The 23368-nt window shown below is 63.0% G+C and carries 26 protein-coding genes; 16 read left to right on the top strand and 10 right to left on the bottom strand.

Annotated features, from left to right (window positions below):
* The first annotated feature begins 403 nt into the window (after positions 1–403).
* The 3 genes from CO667_RS30665 (at position 404) to CO667_RS30655 (ending at position 2833) form a co-directional block, all read left to right on the top strand.
* Positions 404–1327 carry a sulfite exporter TauE/SafE family protein gene (locus tag CO667_RS30665; RefSeq protein ID WP_097621918.1) on the top strand — a complete coding sequence of 308 codons (924 nt, stop codon included), beginning with the start codon at positions 404–406 and terminating at the stop codon, positions 1325–1327.
* A complete protein-coding gene (locus CO667_RS30660; RefSeq protein ID WP_097621917.1) occupies positions 1327–2127 on the top strand; it encodes a TIGR02186 family protein in 801 nt (266 codons plus the stop codon). The genes CO667_RS30665 and CO667_RS30660 overlap by 1 nt, the downstream gene beginning before the upstream one ends.
* Positions 2128–2251: 124 nt before the next feature.
* On the top strand, positions 2252–2833 hold the full coding sequence (locus CO667_RS30655) for a transglycosylase SLT domain-containing protein (RefSeq protein ID WP_097621916.1): 582 nt from the start codon (positions 2252–2254) through the stop codon (positions 2831–2833).
* Between the two features lie 19 nt (positions 2834–2852).
* Here CO667_RS30655 and pdeM read toward each other — a convergent pair whose 3' ends face one another.
* The 3 genes from pdeM to CO667_RS30640 all read right to left on the bottom strand — a co-directional run bounded on the left by pdeM (position 2853) and on the right by CO667_RS30640 (position 6906).
* Positions 2853–3578 (bottom strand): ligase-associated DNA damage response endonuclease PdeM, encoded by a 726-nt coding sequence (gene pdeM / locus CO667_RS30650; protein ID WP_097621915.1) that lies wholly within the window; start codon positions 3576–3578, stop codon positions 2853–2855.
* 26 nt (positions 3579–3604) lie between these two features.
* On the bottom strand, positions 3605–6115 hold the full coding sequence (locus CO667_RS30645) for a ligase-associated DNA damage response DEXH box helicase (RefSeq protein WP_097621914.1): 2511 nt from the start codon (positions 6113–6115) through the stop codon (positions 3605–3607).
* 158 nt (positions 6116–6273) lie between these two features.
* A complete protein-coding gene (locus tag CO667_RS30640; protein WP_097621913.1) occupies positions 6274–6906 on the bottom strand; it encodes a YitT family protein in 633 nt (210 codons plus the stop codon).
* A 127-nt stretch (positions 6907–7033) separates the two neighbouring features.
* Between CO667_RS30640 and CO667_RS30635 the strand changes: the two genes are divergently transcribed.
* A complete protein-coding gene (locus tag CO667_RS30635) occupies positions 7034–7534 on the top strand; it encodes an Rrf2 family transcriptional regulator (RefSeq protein WP_097621912.1) in 501 nt (166 codons plus the stop codon).
* A gap of 23 nt (positions 7535–7557) precedes the next feature.
* The gene (locus CO667_RS30630; protein ID WP_097621911.1) at positions 7558–8019 is read left to right on the top strand and encodes a carboxymuconolactone decarboxylase family protein; all 462 of its coding nucleotides are present in this window, start codon (positions 7558–7560) and stop codon (positions 8017–8019) included.
* A 518-nt stretch (positions 8020–8537) separates the two neighbouring features.
* Here CO667_RS30630 and CO667_RS36275 read toward each other — a convergent pair.
* From CO667_RS36275 to CO667_RS30620, 3 genes are all read right to left on the bottom strand, one after another.
* A complete protein-coding gene (locus CO667_RS36275) occupies positions 8538–8672 on the bottom strand; it encodes a hypothetical protein (protein WP_280953260.1) in 135 nt (44 codons plus the stop codon).
* Between the two features lie 136 nt (positions 8673–8808).
* Positions 8809–9447 carry a YitT family protein gene (locus CO667_RS30625; protein ID WP_097621910.1) on the bottom strand — a complete coding sequence of 213 codons (639 nt, stop codon included), beginning with the start codon at positions 9445–9447 and terminating at the stop codon, positions 8809–8811.
* Between the two features lie 210 nt (positions 9448–9657).
* Positions 9658–10590: a methyltransferase domain-containing protein gene (locus CO667_RS30620; protein ID WP_097621909.1), complete on the bottom strand. Its 933-nt coding sequence runs from the start codon at positions 10588–10590 to the stop codon at positions 9658–9660.
* A 190-nt stretch (positions 10591–10780) separates the two neighbouring features.
* Here CO667_RS30620 and CO667_RS30615 point away from each other — a divergent pair, with 190 nt between their 5' ends.
* The 3 genes from CO667_RS30615 (at position 10781) to CO667_RS30605 (ending at position 12981) form a co-directional block, all read left to right on the top strand.
* Positions 10781–11047 carry a DUF6460 domain-containing protein gene (locus CO667_RS30615; protein WP_097621908.1) on the top strand — a complete coding sequence of 89 codons (267 nt, stop codon included), beginning with the start codon at positions 10781–10783 and terminating at the stop codon, positions 11045–11047.
* Position 11048: 1 nt separating this feature from the next.
* Complete coding sequence (locus tag CO667_RS30610) at positions 11049–11546, top strand: CAP domain-containing protein (RefSeq protein ID WP_097621907.1); 498 nt, start codon at positions 11049–11051, stop codon at positions 11544–11546.
* An 88-nt stretch (positions 11547–11634) separates the two neighbouring features.
* Positions 11635–12981 carry an MATE family efflux transporter gene (locus CO667_RS30605; protein WP_097621906.1) on the top strand — a complete coding sequence of 449 codons (1347 nt, stop codon included), beginning with the start codon at positions 11635–11637 and terminating at the stop codon, positions 12979–12981.
* On the opposite strand, the gene CO667_RS30600 is transcribed toward CO667_RS30605, so the two are convergent.
* Complete coding sequence (locus CO667_RS30600) at positions 12957–14045, bottom strand: quinone-dependent dihydroorotate dehydrogenase (protein WP_097621905.1); 1089 nt, start codon at positions 14043–14045, stop codon at positions 12957–12959. The two genes, CO667_RS30605 and CO667_RS30600, sit on opposite strands and share 25 nt — an antisense overlap.
* The gene (locus CO667_RS30595) at positions 14042–14395 is read right to left on the bottom strand and encodes a DUF952 domain-containing protein (protein WP_097621904.1); all 354 of its coding nucleotides are present in this window, start codon (positions 14393–14395) and stop codon (positions 14042–14044) included. The genes CO667_RS30600 and CO667_RS30595 overlap by 4 nt, the downstream gene beginning before the upstream one ends.
* A 118-nt stretch (positions 14396–14513) precedes the next feature.
* On the opposite strand from CO667_RS30595, the gene CO667_RS30590 reads away from it, so the two are divergent.
* From CO667_RS30590 to CO667_RS30570, 5 genes are all read left to right on the top strand, one after another.
* Positions 14514–14912, top strand: coding sequence for a hypothetical protein (locus CO667_RS30590; RefSeq protein WP_097621925.1), 399 nt, complete (start codon positions 14514–14516; stop codon positions 14910–14912).
* Positions 14913–15004: 92 nt separating this feature from the next.
* Positions 15005–15652, top strand: coding sequence for a response regulator transcription factor (locus CO667_RS30585; protein ID WP_097621903.1), 648 nt, complete (start codon positions 15005–15007; stop codon positions 15650–15652).
* 145 nt (positions 15653–15797) lie between these two features.
* Positions 15798–16475: a helix-turn-helix transcriptional regulator gene (locus tag CO667_RS30580; RefSeq protein WP_097621902.1), complete on the top strand. Its 678-nt coding sequence runs from the start codon at positions 15798–15800 to the stop codon at positions 16473–16475.
* Positions 16476–16486: 11 nt separating this feature from the next.
* The gene (locus tag CO667_RS30575) at positions 16487–17194 is read left to right on the top strand and encodes a thermonuclease family protein (RefSeq protein WP_097621901.1); all 708 of its coding nucleotides are present in this window, start codon (positions 16487–16489) and stop codon (positions 17192–17194) included.
* Positions 17195–17276: 82 nt separating this feature from the next.
* Positions 17277–17690 (top strand): tellurite resistance TerB family protein, encoded by a 414-nt coding sequence (locus tag CO667_RS30570; protein ID WP_003570543.1) that lies wholly within the window; start codon positions 17277–17279, stop codon positions 17688–17690.
* Positions 17691–17701: 11 nt separating this feature from the next.
* On the opposite strand, the gene CO667_RS30565 is transcribed toward CO667_RS30570, so the two are convergent.
* Positions 17702–18577 carry a transporter substrate-binding domain-containing protein gene (locus CO667_RS30565; RefSeq protein ID WP_097621900.1) on the bottom strand — a complete coding sequence of 292 codons (876 nt, stop codon included), beginning with the start codon at positions 18575–18577 and terminating at the stop codon, positions 17702–17704.
* A gap of 732 nt (positions 18578–19309) precedes the next feature.
* On the opposite strand from CO667_RS30565, the gene CO667_RS30560 reads away from it, so the two are divergent.
* Positions 19310–21319, top strand: a complete 2010-nt coding sequence (locus CO667_RS30560) for a methyl-accepting chemotaxis protein (protein WP_097621899.1) — start codon at positions 19310–19312, stop codon at positions 21317–21319.
* A 159-nt stretch (positions 21320–21478) separates the two neighbouring features.
* Here CO667_RS30560 and CO667_RS30555 read toward each other — a convergent pair whose 3' ends face one another.
* Positions 21479–21859, bottom strand: coding sequence for a VOC family protein (locus CO667_RS30555; RefSeq protein WP_097621898.1), 381 nt, complete (start codon positions 21857–21859; stop codon positions 21479–21481).
* A 414-nt stretch (positions 21860–22273) separates the two neighbouring features.
* Between CO667_RS30555 and CO667_RS30545 the strand changes: the two genes are divergently transcribed.
* Positions 22274–22552 (top strand): hypothetical protein, encoded by a 279-nt coding sequence (locus tag CO667_RS30545; protein WP_097621896.1) that lies wholly within the window; start codon positions 22274–22276, stop codon positions 22550–22552.
* A gap of 275 nt (positions 22553–22827) precedes the next feature.
* Positions 22828–23283: a hypothetical protein gene (locus CO667_RS30540; protein ID WP_097621895.1), complete on the top strand. Its 456-nt coding sequence runs from the start codon at positions 22828–22830 to the stop codon at positions 23281–23283.
* Positions 23284–23368 lie beyond the last annotated feature (85 nt).

Genomic DNA, 23368 nt, shown 5'->3' with positions numbered 1-23368 from the left:
TTGCAACAAGAGAATCAGAAGGCAATCCCATAGGCAATTTTAAATGTGTGAATGCCATAGCCCCGAGGGGAGAAGAGGAAATGTGGCAACCTCTCCGTCCCCCGCCCACGTCTCGCAAGGCTCAACACCGGTAGGTTAGGGTGAGGGCCAGTCCTCGGGTCCTGGCGGCACTATGCCGCAAGGGTTTTTCCAATTTTTCCGCCGCCTGTCACAAAACCGGAAAAAAGCCGGATTATGTCCGGACATATCGATCCGCGCATCCGGCGAATCCTCTGCCATCGATCTCCATCGCCAATCAGGGCTGATCGAAAGCCTCTGGCAACGATTTCACAGTATGGTGCGCATTCGAACGGGGACGTGACGGAAACCGCGCAGCAGGCGCGGTCATCATTCGGGGTCGGTTTTGACAATCTATCTGCCCATCGCAGAATTGTCGGTGAACATTTTCATCATTCTCGGCATGGGGGCGGCCGTCGGATTCCTGTCGGGAATGTTCGGCGTCGGCGGCGGCTTTCTGATCACGCCGCTGCTGATCTTCTACAATATCCCCCCGGTCGTTGCGGTGGCGACCGGCGCCAACCAGGTTGTGGCGTCGTCGATATCAGGCGCGATCACGCATTTCCGGCGCGGCACGCTCGACGTCAAGCTCGGCACGGTGCTTTTGATCGGCGGCCTCTCGGGTGCGACGGTCGGCATCTGGATCTTCTCGCTGCTGCGCGCCATCGGCCAGCTCGATCTGATCATCTCGCTGATGTATGTCATCTTCCTCGGCACCGTCGGCGGGCTGATGCTGCTCGAAAGCATCAATGCCATGCGCCGCGCCGCGCGCAACGAGCCACCGGCGCCGCGCAAGCCCGGCCACCAGCACTGGGTGCACAAGCTGCCGCTCAAGGTGCGCTTCAAGAAATCGAAGATCTTTCTCAGCGTCATTCCGATCGTTGCGCTCGGTTTTGCGATCGGCATCCTGACCTCGATCATGGGTGTCGGCGGCGGCTTCATCATGGTGCCGGCGATGATCTATCTCCTGCGCATCCCGACCAATGTCGTCGTCGGCACTTCGCTGTTTCAGATCATCTTCGTCACCGCCTATACGACGATCGTGCAGGCGGCGACGAATTTTTCCGTCGATATCGTGCTCGCCTTCATCCTGATGGTGGCGGGTGTCATCGGCGCGCAATACGGCGTGCGCGTCGGCCAGAAGCTGCGCGGCGAGCAGTTGCGCGCCCTGCTCGGCCTGCTGGTGCTCGCCGTCGGCCTGCGTCTGGCGATCGCGCTGGTGGTGACGCCCGCCGACGTCTATTCGGTGGTGATGGGAGCCGGCAACTGATGCGCCTGCTTGCCGCCGCCATCATCTTGCTTTGCCTGCTGCCGGCGGTGGCCGAAGCGCAATGGCTGCCCGGGCAGTCCACCGAAGCGGTGCGCGAAGGCTTGGAAATCGGCACGTCGACCAGCGAAATCGCCATTACCTCGGACTTCCACGGCGCCGACCTGACGATCTTCGGGGCGCTCTCGAACACCGACCAGCTGCTGCTCGCCATCGGCCAGTATGATGTGGTCGTGGTGCTGGAGGGCCCGCGCCAGGATGCGACGGTGCGCAAGAAGGAGCGCGTCTTCGGCATCTGGGTGAATACGCGCTCGATGACCTTCGAGGCGGTGCCGCACTCCTATTCGATGTCGAGTTCGCGGATGATCGATGACCTGACGACGCCGCTCGAACTGACCGATCAGGGGATCGGTATCGATCACATTCCACTGACGCCGGTCGGCTTCGTCGGCGATGGCAGCAATCTCGGCGAATTCCGCGATGCCTTCCGGCGGCTGCAGCAGGGCGGCGGGTTCTACGACCGCAACCCGAGCGGCGTGCGGTTCGTTTCCTCCAATCTTTTCAAAGCGAGCCTGCGCCTGCCGGCGAACATTCCGAACGGCGTCCACACCGTGCGCGCCTATCTGTTCAAGAGCGGCAATCTGGTGACCCAGGAATCGCTGCCGCTGCGCGTCATCAAAACCGGCATCGAGCAGACGATCACCGATGCGGCGCACAGTCAGCCGATCCTCTACGGCTGCGCCGCCGTGGCTCTCGCCGTAATCACCGGCTGGGGCGCCAGCCTGATCTTCCGCAAGGACTGAACCGCCCGCAAGCGCGGCGCCATTCCCGGCTGCACAGGAAACATCCGAGGAAGTTCGTATTCGACTAAAAACCGGTCCTTAACATTTACGAGTTAGTAATCTCTCGGAAACGAGAGGTTTTGTCATGCGTACTCGTATCGTTCTGACCGCCGTGGGTCTTGCGCTGCTTGCCGGCTGCGCGACCGCGCCGAAGCAGACGCGAAACATCTGCGCCGTCTTCGACGAGCGCGACGGGCTTTTCTCCAGCTGGCAGAGTGCCGCCGAGCGGACGCAGAAGAAATACGGCGTGCCCGTGCCGATCCTGATGGCGACGATGTATACCGAATCCGGCTTCCAGCCCTATGCGCGGCCGCCGCGCACCAAGCTGTTCGGCTTCATCCCCTGGACCCGGCCTTCGACCGCCTACGGTTATTCGCAGGCGCTCGACGGGACCTGGGATCATTACCAGTCGCAGACCGGGAATTGGACGGCGCGGCGGACGAACTTCGCCGACGCGATCGATTTCATCGGCTGGTATCACTATCAGAACAGCGTGGAGACCGGCATTCCGCTGAACGATGCCTATAATCTCTATCTCGCCTATTATTCCGGCCCGACCGGATACAAGCGTGGCGACTGGCGCTCAAACGGGCAGTTGCAGCAGACGGCGCAGAAGTTCGCGCGGATGGCAGGGACGTATCAGCAGCAATTGCGAGAGTGTGATTGATCTAAGGATGCGCCAAGCGCTATCCCCGCAAATTCCCGTAGCGGACCGAATAAATCCGATCGCGACCCAGCAGATGCGCCACCAGCGAAGCTTGGTCGAACAGGCCTTTCATCGCGTGATGACCGAGATCGAGGCCGCCGCTCATGACGCCGAAGGCCGGCATCAGGAGGCGAGCGCCATCGGTGGCGAAACACGGGCGGCGGACGGATTTGTCGCGGCGGCGCACGGTCGCCGACGGGTGCAGGTGGCCTGATATTTCGCCGCTCTGCAAGCCGTTCTTCGGCTCGTGGCGGAAGGTCAGGCCGGCATAATGCATCTCGTCGTCGGATGTACCCGGCAGATCGACGATGCCGTCGGGATCATGGTTGCCGTTGATCCAGATCCATTCGCGGCCGCGCGCCATATTGACGATCAGCGCCCGAAAATTTTCCGGCAGATGTTTTGAGCCGACGCGGTCGTGGAAATTATCGCCGAGCGAGACGACGAGCTTCGGATCATAACGTGAGATGACGGCGGCAAGCACGGTCAGGGTCGCCAGCGTATCGTAAGGCGGCAGCATCATGCCGCGGCGGGCGAAGGCCGCACCTTTTTCCAGATGCAGGTCGGAGACGACGAGCAGGCCGGCATCCGGCAGATAGAGGGCGCCGAGCGGATCGCAGACGGCGGCAATGCCGTTCACCGATGTCTCGATGCCCGGTATTGCGGCCAGTCCCGATATGTCGCGCGCCAGCGCCAGGCGGTTCATCACTGTCGTCATTCCCAATATAGTCATCATGCCAGAGCTTCGGCGATCAGATCGTCCGCCGCTTCGGCAAGCAGCGCGTCATGGGCTTCGCCCGGCACCGCCTCGCGTCCGATTTCCAGCATCACCGGCACGGCGAGCGGGGAAATATGGTCGAGCGGGCGATGGGTGATGTGGCCCTTGATTCGCATCAGCATATCGCCAAGACGCCTTATATCCAAAAGTCCGGTCGCCGCATCCTGGCGCGTTGCCTGCAACAGGATGTGATCCGGCTCGTGGCTGCGCAGCACGTCATAGATCAGATCGGCGGAGACGGTGATCTGGCGGCCGCTCTTTTCCTTGCCCGGATGGCGGCGCTCGATCAAGCCCGCAATCACGGCGCAATTGCGGAAGGTGCGCTTCAACAGGAAGGATTCGTCGAGCCAGGCTTCGAGATCGTCGCCGAGCATATCCTCGTCGAACAGATCGGAGAGGTTGAGGCGGCCATTGCCGATCATCAGCCCCATATCCTCGAGGCCCCAGACGGCGAGCGAATAATCGGTGGCGACGAAGCCGAGCGGCTTGGCGCCGGCCCGCTCCAGCCGGCGGGTGAGCAGCATGCCGAGCGTCTGGTGGGCGAGACGACCTTCGAAGGGATAGGCGACCATATGGCCGCGGCTGCCGCGCGGGAAGGTTTCGATCAGCAGCTCGTCGCGCTTCGGCAGCATCGACTTGTCGTTCTGTAAGGACAGCCAGTCGCGCACCTGATCCGGCAGACGGCGCCAGCGGTCGGGATCGGCGATCATCGCCCGCACCTGCTCGGCGAGATAGGTCGACAGCGGAAATTTGCCGCCATTATAGGACGGGATTTTCGGATCGAGGGAAAAGGCCTGCGAGGCCAGGCACTCGTTTTCGCGGATGCCCTCGAAACGCAGCACCTTGCCGGAGAAGACGAAAGTATCGCCGGGCGACAATTGCTCGAGGAAATATTCCTCGACCTTCCCCAGCGTGGCGCCGCCGCGGCCGATCCTGCCGCCTTCACCGCGCTTGACCATGCGGATGTTCAGCATCGGGCTTTCGACGATGGTGCCGAGGTTGAGGCGGTATTGCTGGGCGACGGCCGGATTGGAGACGCGCCAGCGGCCCTCCTTGGTCTTGCGGATGCGAGCGTAACGCTCATAGGTCCGAAGCGCATAACCGCCGGTCGCGACGAAATCGACGATGCGCTCGAAGGTCTCCCAGCTGAGATCGGCATAGGGCGAGGCGCTGGTGACCTCGTCGTAGAGTTCCAGCATGTCGAAAGGTTCGGCGCAGGCCATGCCGAGCACGTGCTGGGCGAGCACGTCGAGCGCGCCGCGGCCGACCGGCGGGGTATCCTGGGCGCCGATATAATTGGCGTCGAGGGCAGCCTGGCACTCCATGACCTCGAAACGGTTGGCCGGCACGAGGATCGCCTTCGAGGGCTCGTCCATGCGGTGATTGGCGCGGCCGATGCGCTGGGCAAGCCGCGAGGCGCCCTTCGGCGCGCCGACATGGATGACGAGATCGACATCGCCCCAGTCGATGCCGAGATCGAGCGTCGAGGTGGCGACGACGGCGCGCAGCCGGTTTTCGGCCATGGCCGCCTCGACCTTGCGGCGCTGGGCGACGTCGAGCGAACCGTGGTGAAGGGCAATCGGCAGATTGTCGTCATTGATCGTCCAGAGCGCCTGGAACAGCATTTCGGCCTGGCTGCGGGTGTTGACGAAAAGCAGCGTCGTCTTGTGTTCGAGGAGCTTGTTGTAGACATCGGGAATGGCATAGCGGGCGGCATGGCCGGCCCAGGGAATGCGCTCTTCGGTTGACAGGATCGAAATATCGGGCTTGGCGCCGCCTTCGACGACGACGAGGCCGGCATGATGTTCTTTCCCCTCCTCCTGCTCGACCAGCCATTTCTGCAAATCCATCGGCTCGGCAACGGTGGCCGACAGGCCGATGGTCTGGAGGCCGGGGGCAAGGCGACGCAGGCGGGCAAGGCCGAGCGACAGCATATGGCCGCGCTTGGAGGTGACGAGCGAATGCAGCTCGTCGAGGACGATATATTTCAGGTCCTTGAAGAAGCGTTCGGCCTCGCGGTTCGCCAGAAGCAAAGCGACCTGCTCCGGTGTCGTCAGCAGAATATCCGGCGGGTTGAGCTTCTGGCGCTGGCGCTTGGCGTTCGGCGTATCGCCGGTGCGGTTTTCGATCGTGACCGGCAGGCCCATCTCCGCGACCGGCTTCATCAGATTGCGTTCAATATCGATGGCAAGCGCCTTCAGCGGCGAGACATAGAGCGTGTGGATGCCGGTGAAGGCGGAGCCGGGCGGGATTTTGCCGCGGTGGGTGAGATCGGTGAGCGAGGGCAGGAAACCGGCGAGCGTCTTGCCGGCGCCGGTCGGCGCGATCAGCAGCGTGCTTTCGCCGGCCTCGGCGCGGGCAAGCAATTCCAGCTGATGGGCGCGCGGGCGCCAGCCCTTTTCCGCAAACCAGCGGGTAAAGGCGGCAGGCAGCAGTGCACGGGCTTCGGAATCGATCTGGTCCACGCCTGGAAGGTAGTGAAATGCCAGGGAAAAAGAAGAGCCGCGAGCCTTTACGAGCATGATGCCGAAAAGTGTGAGCGGTTTTCGGACGACATCATGCTCTGCTTCCTTGATCTAGATCCGGATGATTTCAGGCTGGAGCAGCCAGAAATCATCCGGATCTAGATTGCGATATAGCGGTCCTTGCGGTGGTTGATGGCAATCGTCAGGTTGAGCACGACGGCACCGAGCACGGAGCAGGCGATGATGAAGGGGCTGGCGACGAAGAAGGAGAGCGCCAGGATGACGCAGTCGAAGCCGAGCTGAACGAGGCCGGCCCGCCAGCCGAGACGATCCTGGATATAGAGGGCAAGGATGCCGATGCCGCCGAGGCTGGCGCGATGGCGGAAGAGCGCCAGCATGCCGGCGCCGATGACGAGGCCGCCGAACAGCGCGCCGGCGATAGGATTGACATGCGCGATGCCGATAAAGCCCGGGACGAATTCGGACAGGACCGAGGTCAGGGCGATGGCGGCGAAGGTCTTGACGGTGAAGGCGAGACCCAAACGCCGGAAAGCGAGGTAATAAAAGGGCAGGTTCACGGCGAAGAAGCACAGGCCGAAGCTGAAGCCTGTCGCATAATGAGCGAGGAAGGCCAGGCCCGCGGTGCCGCCGGCGAGCAGTCCGGCGCCCGAGAGCAGCGAGACGCCGAGTACGGCGAGCATGCTGCCGGCGACGATGCCCTGGGCGTCGTCGAACCGCGAGTGACGATCGGCGCTGGAATTCAGAAGGCCTGCGAAGGCGTTGGATGCCATGATGTTCCCCTGTCGGCTTTTTCCCTCTTCTATCCGGCGGAGGCATAAAGGCAAGCAGGGACGGCGCCTCTTGACATCAGTCTTAGTCGTGGATATTTTTTATCCACGAATTGAGGAGACCAGCTGCATGAAGATGAGCGACGGGGTCGAACAAGCCATTCACAGCGTAGCCATGCTGTCCGGCCTCACCGCAGGCGGCGTGCTTTCGGCGGCGGCGCTGGCGGAATTCCACGGTGTGTCGACGAGTTATCTCTTGAAGCATCTGCAGGCGCTGTCGGGCGCCGGCATCCTCGATACCGTACCGGGGCCGAAAGGCGGATATCGGCTGGCGAAGGCAGCTGAGGAGATCTCGCTGCTCGACATCCTGCTCGCGGTCGAGGGACCGGCGCCGGCTTTCCGCTGCGCCGAAATCCGCCAGCGCGGGCCGAACCCGGTCGCCGACCGCTTCTTCGCCACGCCCTGCAACATCAGCGCGGCGATGCTCCGGGCCGAACGGGTCTATCGGGCCGAACTCGCCAAGACCAGCATTGCCGATCTCGGCATCGAACTGAATGCCCTCGACGACGGATCGATCGCAGCCAGAGGCTGCGCCTTCCTTGAAATCCATGAACGCAAGACGGCTCGCTGAGCCCCTCACACAGGAGAAAGACCATGCAACCCCGTTTCAACTTCGCCAAAGCCGCTCCCGATGCCTACAAGGCGGTCGCCGCCCTCGAGCAATATGTCCAGTCGTCCGGGCTGGAGCGCCGCTTCATCCACCTGATCAAGCTGCGCGCCTCGCAGATCAACGGCTGCGCCTATTGCGTCGACATGCATGTGAAGGAAGCCCGCCATGATGGACTCTCCGAACAATGGATCAATCTGATGTGCGTCTGGCGGGAATCGCCGGTCTATGATTCCCGCGAACGCGCCCTGCTCGGCTGGGTCGACGCGGTGACCAATATCGCCAAGTCGGGCGCCCCGGATGCCGACTACGAGGCGCTGAAGGCACATTTCTCCGAGAAGGAGATGACCGAGATTACCGTGGCGATCGGCGCGATCAACATCTGGAACCGCCTCGCCGTCGGCTTCCGCTCGCAGCATCCGATTGATCGGGCAACGAAGGCTGCGTGAGGTTAGTTTTTGGTTCCCCCGGACAACCCTGCCGTAAACGGGGCGAGGGAACGTGCCATGTGATGAGTGGGTGGGGAACGGGAAGGCGCGGCATATCCTCTTCTCCCTCGGAGAGAAGGCGCCGGCAGGTGGATGAGGAGCCACAAAGCACCGCGTTGAACCAGGAATGTCACGCATCATCCGCTGCGCGGACGTCGAGTTTGGCAGAAACAGGCTCCCACTCTCCGTCATCCCAGGCCTTGAGCCTGGGATCCATTCCCGCTCCCGATGGAGACCGGCGTAGATCCTCGGGTCAAGCCCGAGGATGACGGAGGGTGGGGTGGCTTCTGGAGCAAGAACAGCGAGGAATAGGGCGCAGCTGCGACTTTTACGTGGGCTTCTCAGCCCCCATCATCCGCCCTGCCGGACACCTTTGCCTGGGTTGAGACCCGCGGCTCGACCCAGGCAAAGGTGTCGGCGCGGTGACGGATGGTATCCTGGTAACCGACCCGAAAATCTCGGGTCGGTCGAATATCGGATCAATCCTGATCGGCAGCGGCCCGTGCGGCAACGGCGTCAGAGCCATTGTCCGAGAGGTCGATGCTGTTGAATATGTCGCGGACGATTTTGGTAATTTCCTCTGCGGAAGCGCCCTTGGCGTATTCTTCCTGCATGCGGCGTCTCACAAGTTTTTCCAAATCTGACATAACTCACCTCATCAAATCCGGCGCGGGAGGAGTGTCGCGCCGGGGCTGGTATCAGGCAAGTTACGATTTGTTTAGAATGGCTTACCGTTTTGTAAGGTTAGATCTACAGCGCGATGTAGCGATCAGCGCGGTGGTTGATGGCGACGAAGAGGTTGAGGACGATGGCGCCGAGCACGGAATAGAAGACGACCGGCGGGGTGGTGACGAAGAAGGCGGCGGCGAGCACGCACAGGTCGATGGCGAGCTGGACGAGGCCGGCGCGGATGCCGAAACGTTCCTGCAGGTAAATACCGAGAATGCCGACGCCGCCGAGGCTGGCGCGGTGGCGATAGAGCGCCAGCAGGCCGAAACCGAGCAGCAGGCCGCCGAGCAGGGCCGCCCAGGCCGGATAAATGCTCGAAATGGAAAAGAACCGCGACTGGACATCTGATAGCACCGAGGTCAGGCCGATGGCGATGAAGGTCTTGATGGTGAAGGCCATGCCGAGGCGCTTCCACGAGAGATAGAAGAACGGCAGGTTGAGCAGGAAGAAGGCGAGGCCGAAATTGACGCCGAAGGCATAATGCAGGAGGAAAGCCACACCGGCCGTGCTGCCGGTCAAAAGACCGGCGCTGGCGAGCACGTAGAGGCCGAGAGCGGCGACGAGGCTGCCGGAGAATATGCCCTGCACGTCTTCGATCGGGGTGTGGCGCGTCGCACTGGTATTCCAGACGCCGCCAAGAGCATTGATGAGCTGTGTCATGTCGCCAATCTCCACGGCAGACGAGTTCGCGAACGCCTCCGGGGAAATGCCGAGGGCAATGAAATTTGGACTGTCAAATAAGCTGGAAGGCCCGGCGTGTTATCACCGCGCTCTCTGCGGATATCAGTGCAATATCAGCCTTTTGTCATGGCGATCAAGCGAAATAGGTAAGCAATACTGACCTATAAAAACATCGCAAGAAATGTTCGCTCACGCGGGCTTCTGCGCAAGGAACAGAATGCCCGCAACCGGTTTTCCGCCATCTTTGCGAATGACCGACTTGGCGGTGCCAAGGATTTCGAAGCCGTGGCGGGCAAGAAGCATGCTGACATAGGTTTCCGAATGGGCGTAACGCAGCGACGGGGCGAGATGGAAGCCATCGCCGTCTCCGGCATCCTCGACGGAAAAGGCGATATCGGCGCCTGGCGCAACGAGTTCTCCGACGATGGCAAACACGCTCTCGAGATTGCCGAGATACATCAGCACATCGGCTGCCGTCACCAGATCGGCGCGATGGCGCACGGCACCAGCAAAGAGCCCGGAGAGATCGGGCGCGAGCGAGAGATCGGCCTGGGCGAGACTGTCATAGACCTGTTTCTCCACGGCCTTGGCCAGCATATTCTGCGAGAGGTCGAAACCTTCGAGGTGGGCGACACGGTCACGGATCTCCGGGCCGAGCAGGCCGGTGCCGCAGCCGAGATCGACGGCATGTTCGTAACGCCTGCCGGTGGAGGCGATGAGGGCTGCGAGCTTGTGGGGAACGCTGTAGTCGAGTTTGTCGACAAGAGCCGATTCGAAACGATCGGCATAATCGTCGAAAAGGCGCTCGACATAGCGGCTCGGCGGCTGGTCGGGCGTGGCGACATCGCCGAGAAGAGCGAGCTTGAGGGCTGCGCCGAAAATATCATCGGGATCGAGGGCAAGCGTGTTGCGATAGGCCTCGATCGCGGCCTCCGCCCTGCCCGCCTTTTCCCGATAGGTGGCGAGGCGATACCAGCCGGCGGCCCAGGCGGGCACGAGTTCGAGCGCCTGCTCCATCAGTTCGGCGGCCGCGTTCGGCTCACCGCCCTCTTCGAGCATCCTGGCATAATCGGCGCGGCGGTCGGCGATGACGTCGCCGGAGGAAAGCTGGTGGGACTGCATAAGGTGACCTTGGTTCGTCCGCATTTGGCGGCGGTCACAAAAAAACTCAAGTCCTATTTCAGAGGCGAAGCGGCCCAGCCACAAAGGGAGCGAATCGGCCAAGCCCGCAAGGGGCTTAGGGGCCAATTCCGGAAAGGGCTTGCGGGCTGAAGGCCGCGACCTTATTCCAAGGGCAAACAGGAGATGGCGTATGTCCGATCAGGCGAACAGGTTCCTCGGCGATTCAATCGGCCGCACATTGATAAAACTCATCGTGGTGTCGCTGGTCGTCGGTTTCGTCATGACTGTGTTCGGGCTGACGCCGTGGAATATCATCTACGGGTTCCGCGACTTCATCCTGGAAATCTGGCACCGCGGCTTTGCCGCCCTCGGGCGCGTCGGCGACTATCTGCTCCTCGGCGCGACGATCGTCATTCCGCTCTTCGTCATCCTTCGTCTTTTCAGCTACCGCCGGTAACATGACATCCATCGATCTTTCCCGGCGCGGCCTGCTGCGCCTTTCCGGACTTGCGCTTGCCGCCGGCATCGCCGGCTGCACCACCACCCCGCGGATCGCCGGCACGCCTTCGGACGGCGAGGACGAGACGGCGCGCGTGCTGCCGCTCGTCAACCAGCTCAGGGCCAAAAACGGCCTGCCGCCGCTCATCGTCGACCCGGCGGCGAGCACCGCCGCTCTGTTCCAGGCCAAACGCATGGCGAGCGTCGGCAAGATGGCGCATCTGATCGGCATGACCGACAGTTTCGGCGCACGCGTCAAGGCGAGCGGCGTCCGGCTGCCGGCGGCCGAGAATATCGCCTCCGGCCAGCAGAGCGTCGATGCCGTGGTGACGGCCTGGATCAATTCGCCGCATCATCTGGAAAACATGCTCGGCCGTTATGACGGCCTCGGCGTCGCCGTCGCCCATAATGCCTCTTCCCGGAACCTGCCCTATTGGGCCATGGTGCTTTCCAGCTGAGGCGATTCCGCCTGCAGCAATTCAGAATGTTACAGCGTCCTTAGCCCGTCTCACAAAGACGCGCAGGCGCTGTTACGGCGAGGCAGGCATGGATAGCAGGATCGACGATAACAGGCTCGCTTTCGACGTGACGCACCGGCTGGTGCTGTCGATCGCGCTTCCGATGACGCTCGGCTTCATGACGACGCCGCTGCTCGGGCTGACGAACACCGCCGTCGTCGGCCGGATGGGCAATGCGGAGGCGCTTGCGGGGCTGGCGATCGGCGCGATGCTGTTCGATCTCATCCTCGGCAGCTTCAACTTCCTGCGCGCTTCGACGACAGGGCTGACGGCGCAGGCTTACGGCCGGCGCGACCAGCACGAGCAGCAGGCGGTCTTCTCCAGGGCGCTGATTTCGGCGCTCGGCTGCGGGCTGGCGCTGCTCTGTCTTTCGCCGCTGCTGATGGCGGCGGGCTTGACGCTGATGGGGGCGGAAGGAGCGATCGCCGAGGCGACCAGCACCTATTTCTCGATCCGCATGCTGGCAGCACCCGCAGCGCTTGCCAATTACGCCATCCTCGGCTTCGTGCTCGGGCGGGGACAGGGCAATGTCGGGCTGCTGCTGCAGGCTGTTATCAACGGCATCAACATCCTGCTTTCCATCTATCTCGGCCTGACGCTCGATTGGGGTGTGGCGGGGGTCGCCTGGGGAACGATGGCCGGCGAAACGGTCGGCGCGCTCGCCGGGCTTTTCATCGTGTTCAGGGGCTTTAACAAGGCAGAGCGGCCGGCATGGGCGGAGATCTTTTCCAGGCATCGGCTGGCCGAGCTTTTCGCGCTCAACCGCGACATCCTGATCCGCACCTTCGTGCTGATCGGCGCCTTCACCATCATGACGCGGATCGGCACCGGCTTCGGCGCGGTGACGCTGGCTGCCAATGCCGTGGTGATGAATTTCTTCCTGCTGTCGGGCTATTATCTCGACGGGCTTGCCAATGCCGCCGAACAGATCATCGGCCGGGCGATCGGCGCGCACTACCGGCCGGCCTTCGATCGCGGGCTGAAGCTTACGACCCTGTGGTCCTTCGGGCTGGCGGCGATCGGTTCCGCCTTCTTCTTCCTCGCCGGACCCTGGCTGATCTCGGTGCTGACGACCTCGCCCGAAGTCCGGCAGGCGGCCGAAACCTATCTGCCCTGGGCGGCGGTGACCGGGCTGACCGGCGCGCTCGCCTTCCTGATGGACGGGGTCTTCATCGGCGCGACATGGTCGGCCGAGATGCGCAACCGGATGCTGATGTCCTTTGCCGGCTATCTCCTGATGCTCGCGGTCTTCGTGCCGCTCTTCGGCAATCACGGCCTGTGGCTGGCGATGAACGCCTTCTTGCTCTTCCGCGGCGTCTTGCTGGCGATGCTGGTCAAGCAGCAGGCCGATCAGACCTTCCGCGCCGCCCAATAATCCAGCCTGGTATCGCGCAGGTCGCGGATCGAGCCGGCCTTTTCGCGGTCCAGCAGTTTCGACAGGCCGCGGACGATGTCGCCGGCGAGGCCCGGGCCTTCATAGACCATGCAGGAATAGAGCTGGACGAGATCGGCGCCCGCCCGGATCTTTTCCAGCGCGGTTTCGGCCGAGGAGACGCCGCCAACGCCGATGATCGGCAGATCGGGACCGACGCGCTTGCGCATCCGGGCAAGCACCGCCGTCGACTTTTCGAATAGCGGCACGCCGGAAAGGCCGCCCGCCTCCTTCGCCTGGCGCTGATCCTTAAGGCCGTCGCGCGACAGCGTGGTGTTGGAGACGATCAGCCCATCCAGCGCGTGCGAGAGCGCCTCGGCGGCGATATCGCCCATGCCTTCCTCGGTCAGATCGGGGGCGATCTTCAGGAAGACCGGGATCTTCCGACCTGTTGTCGCCGCCATCTCGTCGCGCGCCGCAAGCACGGATGACAGCAGCGCCGCCAGGCTTTCGCGCGCCTGCAGGTCGCGCAGGCCCGGCGTGTTCGGCGAGGAAATGTTGGCGGTGAAATAGCGGGCGACGGAATAAAAGCGGCGGATCCCGGCGACATAATCGGCGATGCGATCCTCGCTATCCTTGTTGGCGCCGATATTGACGCCGATCATGCCGCCGCCCGTGAGCGCAACCAGGCGCCCGAAGGCGGCCTCATGGCCTTCATTGTTGAAGCCGAGGCGATTGATCACGCCTTCATCCTCCACCAGGCGGAAGATACGCGGGCGGGGATTGCCGGATTGCGGTTTCGGCGTCACCGTGCCGATCTCGGTAAAGCCGAAACCGAGCTTCAGCAGCGCCTCCGGCACCTCGGCATTCTTGTCGTAGCCGGCAGCCATGCCGAGCGGATTGTCGAACGTAAGGCCGGCGACGGTCTGGCGCAGGCGCGGATCGGGTGTAATCTGACAGGCCGGCACGAGGCCGGATTTCAGCGCGGCGATCGACATGCCGTGCGCCGTTTCCGGATCGAACAGGAAGAGACCCTTGCGGGCGAGACGCTTGAAGGGATCAATCATGGCGTAAGCTCCGGGAAGACATGGGCGCCGGCTTCGTCGAGCGGCAGCGCCGCCTCCCAGAGCACAGCCGCCAGCGGCAGATCGGCGAAGAGATGCGGGAAGAGATCGCCGCCGCGCGAGGGCTCGAACACCAGCTTGTCACCGAAGCCGCTGCCATCAACAGCAATCAGCAGCAGGCCGGACTGGCCGGCAAAATGCAGGGCGGCAGTCTGCTTCACCTGGTCTGCCGTCGAGAAATGAATGAAGCCATCCTTGAGATCGATGCCGGCGCCATGAAAAATGCCGGTTTGTCTGGCTTGCTGCCAAAGCGTTTCCGTCACGATCTTGTAAAGGGTCGGTGTCACGCTCATCATGGCCTCGCGATTGCTGGTCCTTGGGTCACGAGGGCTTTGCCGGAAAGAGGCGGCGATGTCCACGCCCCGGCGCGAAAAACGGGACTGGCAGAAAGAAAATCCGGAGGATGAGACGATGAAGATTTTGGTTCTCACACTTGGCGCTATTCTCCTGCCGTTGGCGGCCGCAGCCGCGGAAGCCGAGGCGGGCCGCTTCCAGTTGGAAAAGAGCGGCGACCATTTCGTCCGGCTCGACCGGCAGACCGGGGCGATGTCGATCTGCCAGGACAAGGACGGCGCCCTCGTCTGCCGGATGGCGGCCGACGAACGGGCGGCCTATGAGGACGAACTCGACCGGCTTTCCGAGCGGGTGACGAAGCTGGAACAAGGCGGCGTCATCCAGCGGGCACTGCCGAGCGATGCCGAGGTCGAGCGTTCGATCAGCATCATGGAGCGGATGATGAAGAGTTTCATGGGGATGGTGAAGGAGTTCCAGGCCGAGGAAAACACCAATCCCCTTCCGCAGAAGACCTGATCTGATATAGTCTTATACCAACAAACCGGCATGCAACGCGGAGGGACGGCGTCGCGTGCCGGCATGATCGGGCTCTTGGGAGGGAGTTTTCGATGCACGAACAGACCATCATCATTGCCGACGATCATCCGCTTTTCCGCGACGCGCTGCGCCAGGCTGTTATCGGCATGGAAGGCCGGCAGTCGATTATCGAGGCCGGCGATTTTGCTGCCGCGCGCCGGGCCGCCGGCGCCCATGCGGATGCCGACCTGATGCTGCTCGATCTCGCCATGCCCGGCGTCAGCGGTTTTTCCGGCCTGATGGCGCTGCGCTCCGAATTCGCCAGCCTGCCGATCGTCATCGTCTCGGCCAGCGACGATGCGACGACGATCCGCCGGGCGCTGGAACTCGGCGCTTCCGGCTTCATTTCCAAATCCTCCGGCATCGACGATATTCGCCGCAGCATCCAGACGGTGCTGGCCGGCGATATCGCCACGCCGGAGAGCTATCGCGACGGCCAGGAGCAGGATCCGGATGTCGCCGACCTGATCCGCCGCCTGCATACGCTGACGCCGCAGCAGAGCCGGGTGCTGACCATGCTTGCCGAAGGGCTGCTGAACAAGCAGATCGCCTACGAGCTCGGCGTCTCCGAGGCGACGATCAAGGCGCATGTCTCGGCGATCCTCTTGAAACTCGATGTCGACAGCCGCACGCAGGCGGTCATCCAGCTCGGCAAGATCAACATGGCAATGGTTGCCTGAACGCCCGGCCGGAAAATCGCATCCGATCTCGGCCTGCGGCTAAGGGCAGGATTTTATTCCTCTTTTGGCCTTTACTCAGCCGGTACGGTCGGTTAATATTCGGCCCTGAAGCGCGGCATGCACGAGCCGCCGGGATCGGGCGCATATGCTGTCACACGAGCAGATCTGGGGGGCGATCGACAGGCTTGCCGAACGGCACGCGCTGACGCCATCCGGTCTTGCACGGCGCGCCGGTCTCGACCCTACCTCCTTCAACAAGTCGAAACGGCTTTCCGCCGATGGGCGGCTGCGCTGGCCCTCGACGGAATCGATCGCCAAGGTGCTCGACGCGACGGGGGCGAGCATGGAGCAGTTTCTTGCCTTCCTGCGGCCGGGCGCCGCGGCTTTCGGACAAGGGGCCGAACAGCCTGATGGCGCTGTTCCGGCGCAGGGCAGCTCGATTCCGTTGCTCGGCTTCGCCCAGGCCGGCGCCGGCGGCTTCTTCGACGATGGCGGCTTTCCGGCCGGCCAGGGCTGGGACGTGGTGGAATTTCCGACAGCCCCGTCGCAGAAATCAGGCGTCTATGCGCTAGAGGTGCAGGGCGAAAGCATGATGCCGCTCTATCGCGACGGCGACGTGCTGATCGTCGAACCGGCGGCGCAGGTGCGTCGCAACGACCGCGTCGTGGTCAGAACACGCGAGGGCGAGGTGATGGCCAAGGTGCTGCTGCGCCAGAGTCCACGGTCGATCGAGCTGCTGTCGCTCAATCCCGACCATCCCAACCGCACGCTCGAGCTTTCCGATGTCGATTGGATCGCCCGCATCATCTGGGCCAGTCAATAGGAAGATATTCCATGCGCCCTGCCGCCGTCTTTACAGGTCTCATCGGGATGGCGGTGGTGGCCGGCCTGCTGCTGGCCGGCGAAACCAGGCTTCGCGGCGGCACCGCCGGCGACGAGACGCTATCCACGGAGGAGACGGCAAGCGCCGCCGCGGTTGCGGCTCCTGAGCCGAGCGAACCCGCGATATCGGACGAACAAGCCGAAAGGATCGCCGGCTCGGCGGAACCGGCGCCTCCGCCCTCCCCCGCGCCATCTGAGGGCACGGTGCCCAAACTCGCCGATGTCAATCAGCAAGCCCAAACCGCCACCCGGCAAGCGGCAGATCCGGCCGCGAAAAAGCCGGTGGAGCTGGCACGGCCGGCGGTCGAAAATGCCGGCGTTCTTTCGTTCGGCGAGCGCCGGCTTCAGCTTGCCGGCGTCATTCCGACGGCCGCCGATAAAATCTGCGGGCCGGCGGGCCGGCAATGGCCCTGCGGCATGATGGCGAAGACGGCGCTGCGCCAGCTGCTGCGCAACCGCAGCGTCAGCTGCGATCTCGATACCGCGGAATGGAAGGGGACCATGTCGGCAAGCTGCCGGCTCGGCCCGCAGGATCTCGGCGCATGGCTCATCGAAAACGGCTGGGCGGAAGCGGCGGCGGGTTCGCCGCTTGCATCGGCCGCCGAGACCGCCAGGCAGGCGGGAAAAGGCGTTTACGGCGACGACCCGCGCCGGAGATAACCGGCGGCCTTGACAGGGAGCCGATCCCTTGTAATGCCGGCTGCCAATTCCTACTCTGGGCTGATCGAAAAAGGAATCAGAGATGAACAAGCCGCTTTCCGCCCATGACGCGCTGATCTACGTGATGGTGATGGCCTCCGCCGTCGACAGCACGATGAACGACCGGGAGATGGAAAGGATCGGCCAGCTGATCGGATTCCTGCCCGTCTTCCGGGATTTCGACGACGACAAGCTGATTTCGGTGGCGCGCGACTGCGCCTCGCTGCTGGCCGGCCCGGAAGGTCTCGACGTCGTTCTCGAAACCGTGCGCGACACTCTGCCGGCAAAACTCTACGACACGGCCTATGCGCTGGCCGTCGAAGTCGCTTCCGCCGATCTTTCGGTCAAGGCGGAGGAGCTCAGGCTGCTCAGCCTGCTGCGCGACCGGCTCGGCTTGGACAAGCTCACCTGCGCGGCGATCGAACGCAGCGCGATTGCCCGCTTCCGCAAGGGCTGACGCCTGAAATGTCAATAGAGCCCGTAGGGGAAATACCTGAGATAGATTTCCTGGAGGCGGCCGTTGCGCGACAGCGTGGCGAGCGCGTGGTCGATGGCCGCCGTCAGCACGCTGTCCTTCTGCCGCAGCATGATCGTCATGCCCTCGCCGAGGAACTGCTCGGAGAGATAGGGGCCGTCGAACAGCGCGCAGCATTTGGCAGAGGCCGGTGAGGAAACCCAGAAGGAAAGCTGCAGCGCATCGGCAAAGGCGGCATCGACCTTGCGCTCCTTCAGCGCCGCCAGCAGCGCGTCCTTGGTGTCGAAGGCTTGCGCCTCGATCGCCGGAAAGAAGGCTGCAAGCATCGCCTCATGCACCGTCCCCCTGACGACCCCGACCGGATGTTTCGAAAGGGCGGCAGCCGTCTTGCCGTCGAGCGGCACGGCGAGATTACGCACGAAGCGCGCCGGCAGCATCAGATAAGGCCGGGAGAAGACGAATTGCCGGCGCAGTTCCGGGGTCACCGCCAGACCGGCGATAACCGCATCGCCCTGCGAGGCGGCGAGCGCATCCTTCAAATCGGCGAAGGGGATCGCCTGGATCTGGCACTTGTCCGAAATCTCCAGCTCGCTGCAGATTTCGCGGGCGAGATCGACGTCGAAACCGGAAAGCTTGCCGTTCTGATCGGTGAAATTGAAGGGCGGGAAATCGACCGAGGTCAGGAAGCGCAGCCGCACCAGCGAGGAGAGGTCGGGCCTGGCAAGACGTTCGCGGGCATCGAAGAGCAGCGGCAGCGACGGCGCCGCCTGCTGGGCGGATGCGGCAAGACTCGACAAAAACGCGCTGAAAAACAGGCCGAATGCGAAAAACCCTTTCAGAGTCAGGGATGCCAGCTTGGATTGCGTCATCGTGATCTTGGTCTCGGGGTTCAGTGGGAAGCGTTGCGGTGTCGACGAGATGTATCAGAGTCATGCGGGACGGGGAATATGGGTGGGCGTGAAGCAAGCGGACGACAGTCGCGGGCACACCCGCCTCGCCCTTCGAGGCCCCTGCGGGGCACCTCAGGATGAGGCTCTCTTGAATGTCAGCGCTTGCCTCTCAGACGATTATCGGCGCCCGGACGAAGGGCGATCAAGGCGGACGCCAAGCCGCGGCACCCTCCAACCTCCCTCATCTGCGCGTAGCCAGCAGGGCGAAGCCTCGAAGGACACGCCGCAGCGCTCCTCCTTGCAAACATCCAACGCCGGCATGCCCGCGCTCAAGCGCATGGTTTTGGTTGCCCCTTCCGCTTGCCGGCACCGACCGGGGTCGAGACGAGTGGCTCGACCCCCGGTAAGGTTAGGGTGAGGGGCAGCTTTCAGGGCGAGGGACTACCATCGGACAGCCGTGACAACTTACCGGGGATAACAATTCAGCCCCCTAAAAATTGCGGGCATCCGCCGCCTCCGTGTTAGCGCGGAATTAAAGAATATCGCCTTTATTTGGGACGACGACATCGGACCCCGCCAGCCGATCGCATGATGCACGCGTCAGTCCAAACATATCCTTGAACCACGATATTGAAGCAGCGCTTTTTCTGCAGCAATTGATTTCAAAAGCACCGGGCGCGCCACGCGCCCCGTCAACCGGGTGACATTTCCATGTTGAAGCATCTGAAAATCCGCACGAAAATCATATCGGTCGTGGCGCTGCTCGGGCTGATCACGATGGCCGGGCTGATTTACGTCATCTCCGAGTTCCGCCGGGCGGACGCCGCCTATAGCGCCTTCATCGATCATGAGGCCCAGGCCTCGATGCTGAGCGCGCGCGCCAGCGCATCGGCGGTGGCCTCGGTGCTGCAGGTCACCCTGCTTGCCGACATGAAGCCCGATACGCCGGCGTTCCAGACGGCGCTCGCCACACCGAGCAAGCTACCGCAGGCGCGTGACCGGATGAAGCAGGCGCTGGCGCTGGTGCCGAGCCGCAAGGCGGCGATCGATGAGATCCAGGCCGGCTTTGACGAGATCGAAAGCCTGGCGAACAAGATCATCGAACAGAGCAAGGCCAAGGACAGCGCCGGCGCACTTTCGAATGTCGCGCTGATCAATGCCAAGCTCAATGCGCTGACGCCGAAGATGATCGCCAACAACGACGCGATGATGGCTTTGCTCAACGACGGCGGCGATGCGCTCTCGGCGTCGGTCAACGGGCGGATCGTCTTCTGTTTCGTGCTGATCGGCCTCGCCGTTCTCGCGGCCGTCGGCTTCAGCGTGATCGTCGCCCAGCTCGGCATTGCCGGCCCGATGACGCAGCTGCGCCAGCGCATGACCCGGCTTGCCGAGGGTGATACGACAAGCGATGTCAGCGGTCTCGACCGCGGCGACGAAGTCGGCCAGATGGCAAAGGCAGTCTCGATTTTCCGCGACAACGCGATCGAGCGTGCAAAGATCGAGGCGCGCGCCGAAGCCGACCGCAATGTCAGCGACAGCGAGCGCCGCGAACGCGAAGCGCAGAAGACCCGCGAAGCCTCCGAACTCGACCGCGCCGTCGCAGCCCTCGGCGACGGACTGCGGCGCCTCGCCGCCGGTGATCTCGCCTCGCATATCGACGAGCCCTTCGTCGCCCATCTCGATGCGTTGCGCCAGGATTTCAACAACTCGGTCGAAAAGCTCGACGAAACCATGAATACGGTCGGCGCCAATGCCCGGGCGATCGGCGCCGGCGCCAACGAGATCCGCTCGTCTGCGGACGAGCTTTCCAGGCGGACGGAACAGCAATCGGCCTCCGTCGAAGAAACGGCGGCAGCCCTCGAAGAGATCACCACGACGGTGCGCGACGCCGCCAAACGGGCCGAGGAGGCGAGCCAGCTCGTCGCCCGCACCCGCCTCGGCGCCGAGAAATCGGGCGAGATCGTCCGCAAGGCCGTCGCGGCGATGCAGCAGATCGAGCAATCCTCGGTCGCGATCGGCAATATCATCGGCGTCATCGACGACATCGCCTTCCAGACTAATCTGCTGGCCTTGAACGCCGGGGTCGAAGCGGCGCGTGCCGGTGAAGCCGGTAAGGGCTTTGCGGTCGTCGCCCAGGAAGTGCGCGAACTCGCCCAGCGCTCGGCCAATGCCGCCAAGGAAATCAAGTCGCTGATCACCAATTCCGGCACGCATGTGCAGACCGGCGTCTCGCTGGTCGGCGAGACCGGCAAGGCGCTCGATGCGATCGTCACCGAGGTGCAGGAGATCAACCAGCACGTCCACGCGATCGCCGAAGCCGCGCGCGAGCAATCGATCGGGCTGCAGGAGATCAATACCGCCGTCAACACCATGGACCAGGGCACGCAGCAGAATGCGGCGATGGTCGAGCAATCGACGGCGGCCAGCCACGGCCTCGCCACCGAAGCGGCGGCGCTCAACAACCTGCTCGGCCAGTTCCGGCTGACCGGCACCGGCGGCTTTGCCGCCAGCGCGCCGATCGCATCGGTCCGGCCGCCGGCCGCAGCACCGCGCGTCGCCCCCCGCCCGGCAGTCAGGGCCGCCCCGATCCGCGTCGCCAAGGAGGGCACTGCCCGCCCCGCCGCCTCACCGGCCCGCGCCCTCGGCCAAAAAATCGCCAACGCCTTCGGTGCCGGCAGCAGTACACCGTCGAGCCAGGATCCCGACTGGACGGAGTTCTGAGGAGCAGATCTCCGGCACGAGGCGGGGCTGCCTGGTTCGCGCCGATGGCGGCCCCTCACCCTAACCGACCGGGGTCGAGACCCGTGGCTCGACCCCGGTCGGTGGCGGCAGCCGGATGAGGGGCGGACGGCGGACCGCCCTTTCCTTTTGGGGTCTCGTCTAACCCGGCCGCCAACCAATCTCGACCAGAATGTTTCCAGGCGCCGTGCAATAAAACAGCCAGCCGCCGCGCATGGCGACCGGCGGGCCGGACAGCACAGTACCGGCAGCAGCCAACCCGGCATGAACAGCATCGACATCCGCCCTTTCGGGCAGGATGAAACCGATATGATAGGTCTGGCGGCCGATCTCCACCTGATCGGCGGTGCCGAACTTTGCGATGGCGTGGCTGAGGACGATTTCGAGGCCGGCATCATCTTCCAGGATCGCCAAGCCGTTCTGGCCGCGCATATCCTTCAGCGTCAAGCCGAAATGGCGGATGAAGAAATCCGCCGTCGCGGCGATATCGGGTACATGAAAATCGAGATGGTTCAGGCGCATGACAGTCTCCGTTCGAAAAAAATCCCGGGACTGCCTTTTGCCGTCTCCGCACGCCGCCGGGATCCCGCATCTTCATGCGGATCACGTCGCGGGTTCTCGTGCCATGGCACGGAGCAGAGCTTCGCGAGAGCGCTCTTGACGCTCCAGCGGAAGGGATCGGGCTTACCTCAACCGATCCTGCCTTTTTCGACGCTGCCGATCTAGCAGATGGCATCGACTTCGGCAATGAAGGGATGGTGCGACTGGTGAAACGGGATTTTCAGCCTAATATCTACAGGTGGCCGCCGACCGCGCGATCACGACGTCCCCAGTGACTTTTCCCGAAGGGTTGAAGAGCGGCATGGGCATTTGTGTCGTGATCTCTCTGCGGCGAGGCGTAGAGTGATGCCATCCACGGCATTGGGAGGGATGGATATGAAACCTGCAATCATCGGCCTCATCGGCACGCTCGCTCTCGCGGGATGCAACACCGTCAGCTACAGCGGACCGGGCCTCGAACCCATCCCCGGCAGCATCACCTATAGCGGCCAGCCGCGCAGCAAGCTCACCAAATCACCCCCCGGCTCCGCCTTCCCGCATGATTTCATCGACCAATACGGCCGGCAGGTGGAGGAAACCTACATCATTCAGCCCGACCGGAGCCTGATTATCGCGCACCGGCGGTACAAGCCGATCCGGTTTTTCGGGGATTAGGTCGATCCTGTCTTGTGACATCGGGGGCTACCGCAAAGCAACACTGCTAAGCAACACTGCTAGGGTATAAAGTTGTTATGTCACAACTTGTCATCTCAAAGGCGATGTTACATGACCGGTGCTAGACTAAACGGCGGCACCACGGCATGTGGTAAGCTTCCGAAATGCGTGGCATCACTGATGCATCCGATTGTCATTGACATCCGCCTATTCGTCGGCAACCTTAGGTTTGATGGGGCTTCGATCGGAACAATAGTTCTCTTGGGGGGGCGATAATGGATCCTGTATCAGCGATTGTTGGTGCATTGGTGGCGGGGGCGACGGCTGCAGCAAGCGGCGTTGCAGGGGATGCGATTAAGGATGCGTATCAAGGGCTTCGCACGGTTCTCATTGACAGTTACAAGTTTGTATCCGCGTCGCTTCTCGAGAAAAAACCGACAGATCGCGCATTTCAGAGCGCAGTCGAAAGCGAACTTCGGGAGAATCCGGCCATTGTCAACGACGGACAGGTCCTTAACCATGTGCAGGCAGTTCAGGAGGCGCTGAAGTCGGCGCCGCCCGAACAACTTGCTGCCTGGGGCGTGGACGTGAAGGAGATTATAGCCGCCAAAGACGTTATTGCCGACCAGATAAGCGGCACGGCAGGCGGGCTTCGCAGCGAGAAAATTCAGGCTGGCGGTGATGTCCGGCTGACAAACATCAGCGGTGGAACCTCCTCGGGAAACAAGTAGCGGAAGCAGAGACAGCTCGACTTGCTTCCGGAGCTTCGATTGGAGCACAAATCGGTTCGGCCATCGCCGGGCGGGATATTATTTC

This window comes from Rhizobium sp. L43 (assembly GCF_002531725.1).
Lineage (GTDB): Bacteria > Pseudomonadota > Alphaproteobacteria > Rhizobiales > Rhizobiaceae > Rhizobium.
This window is presented reverse-complemented; position numbering and strand designations above follow the sequence as displayed.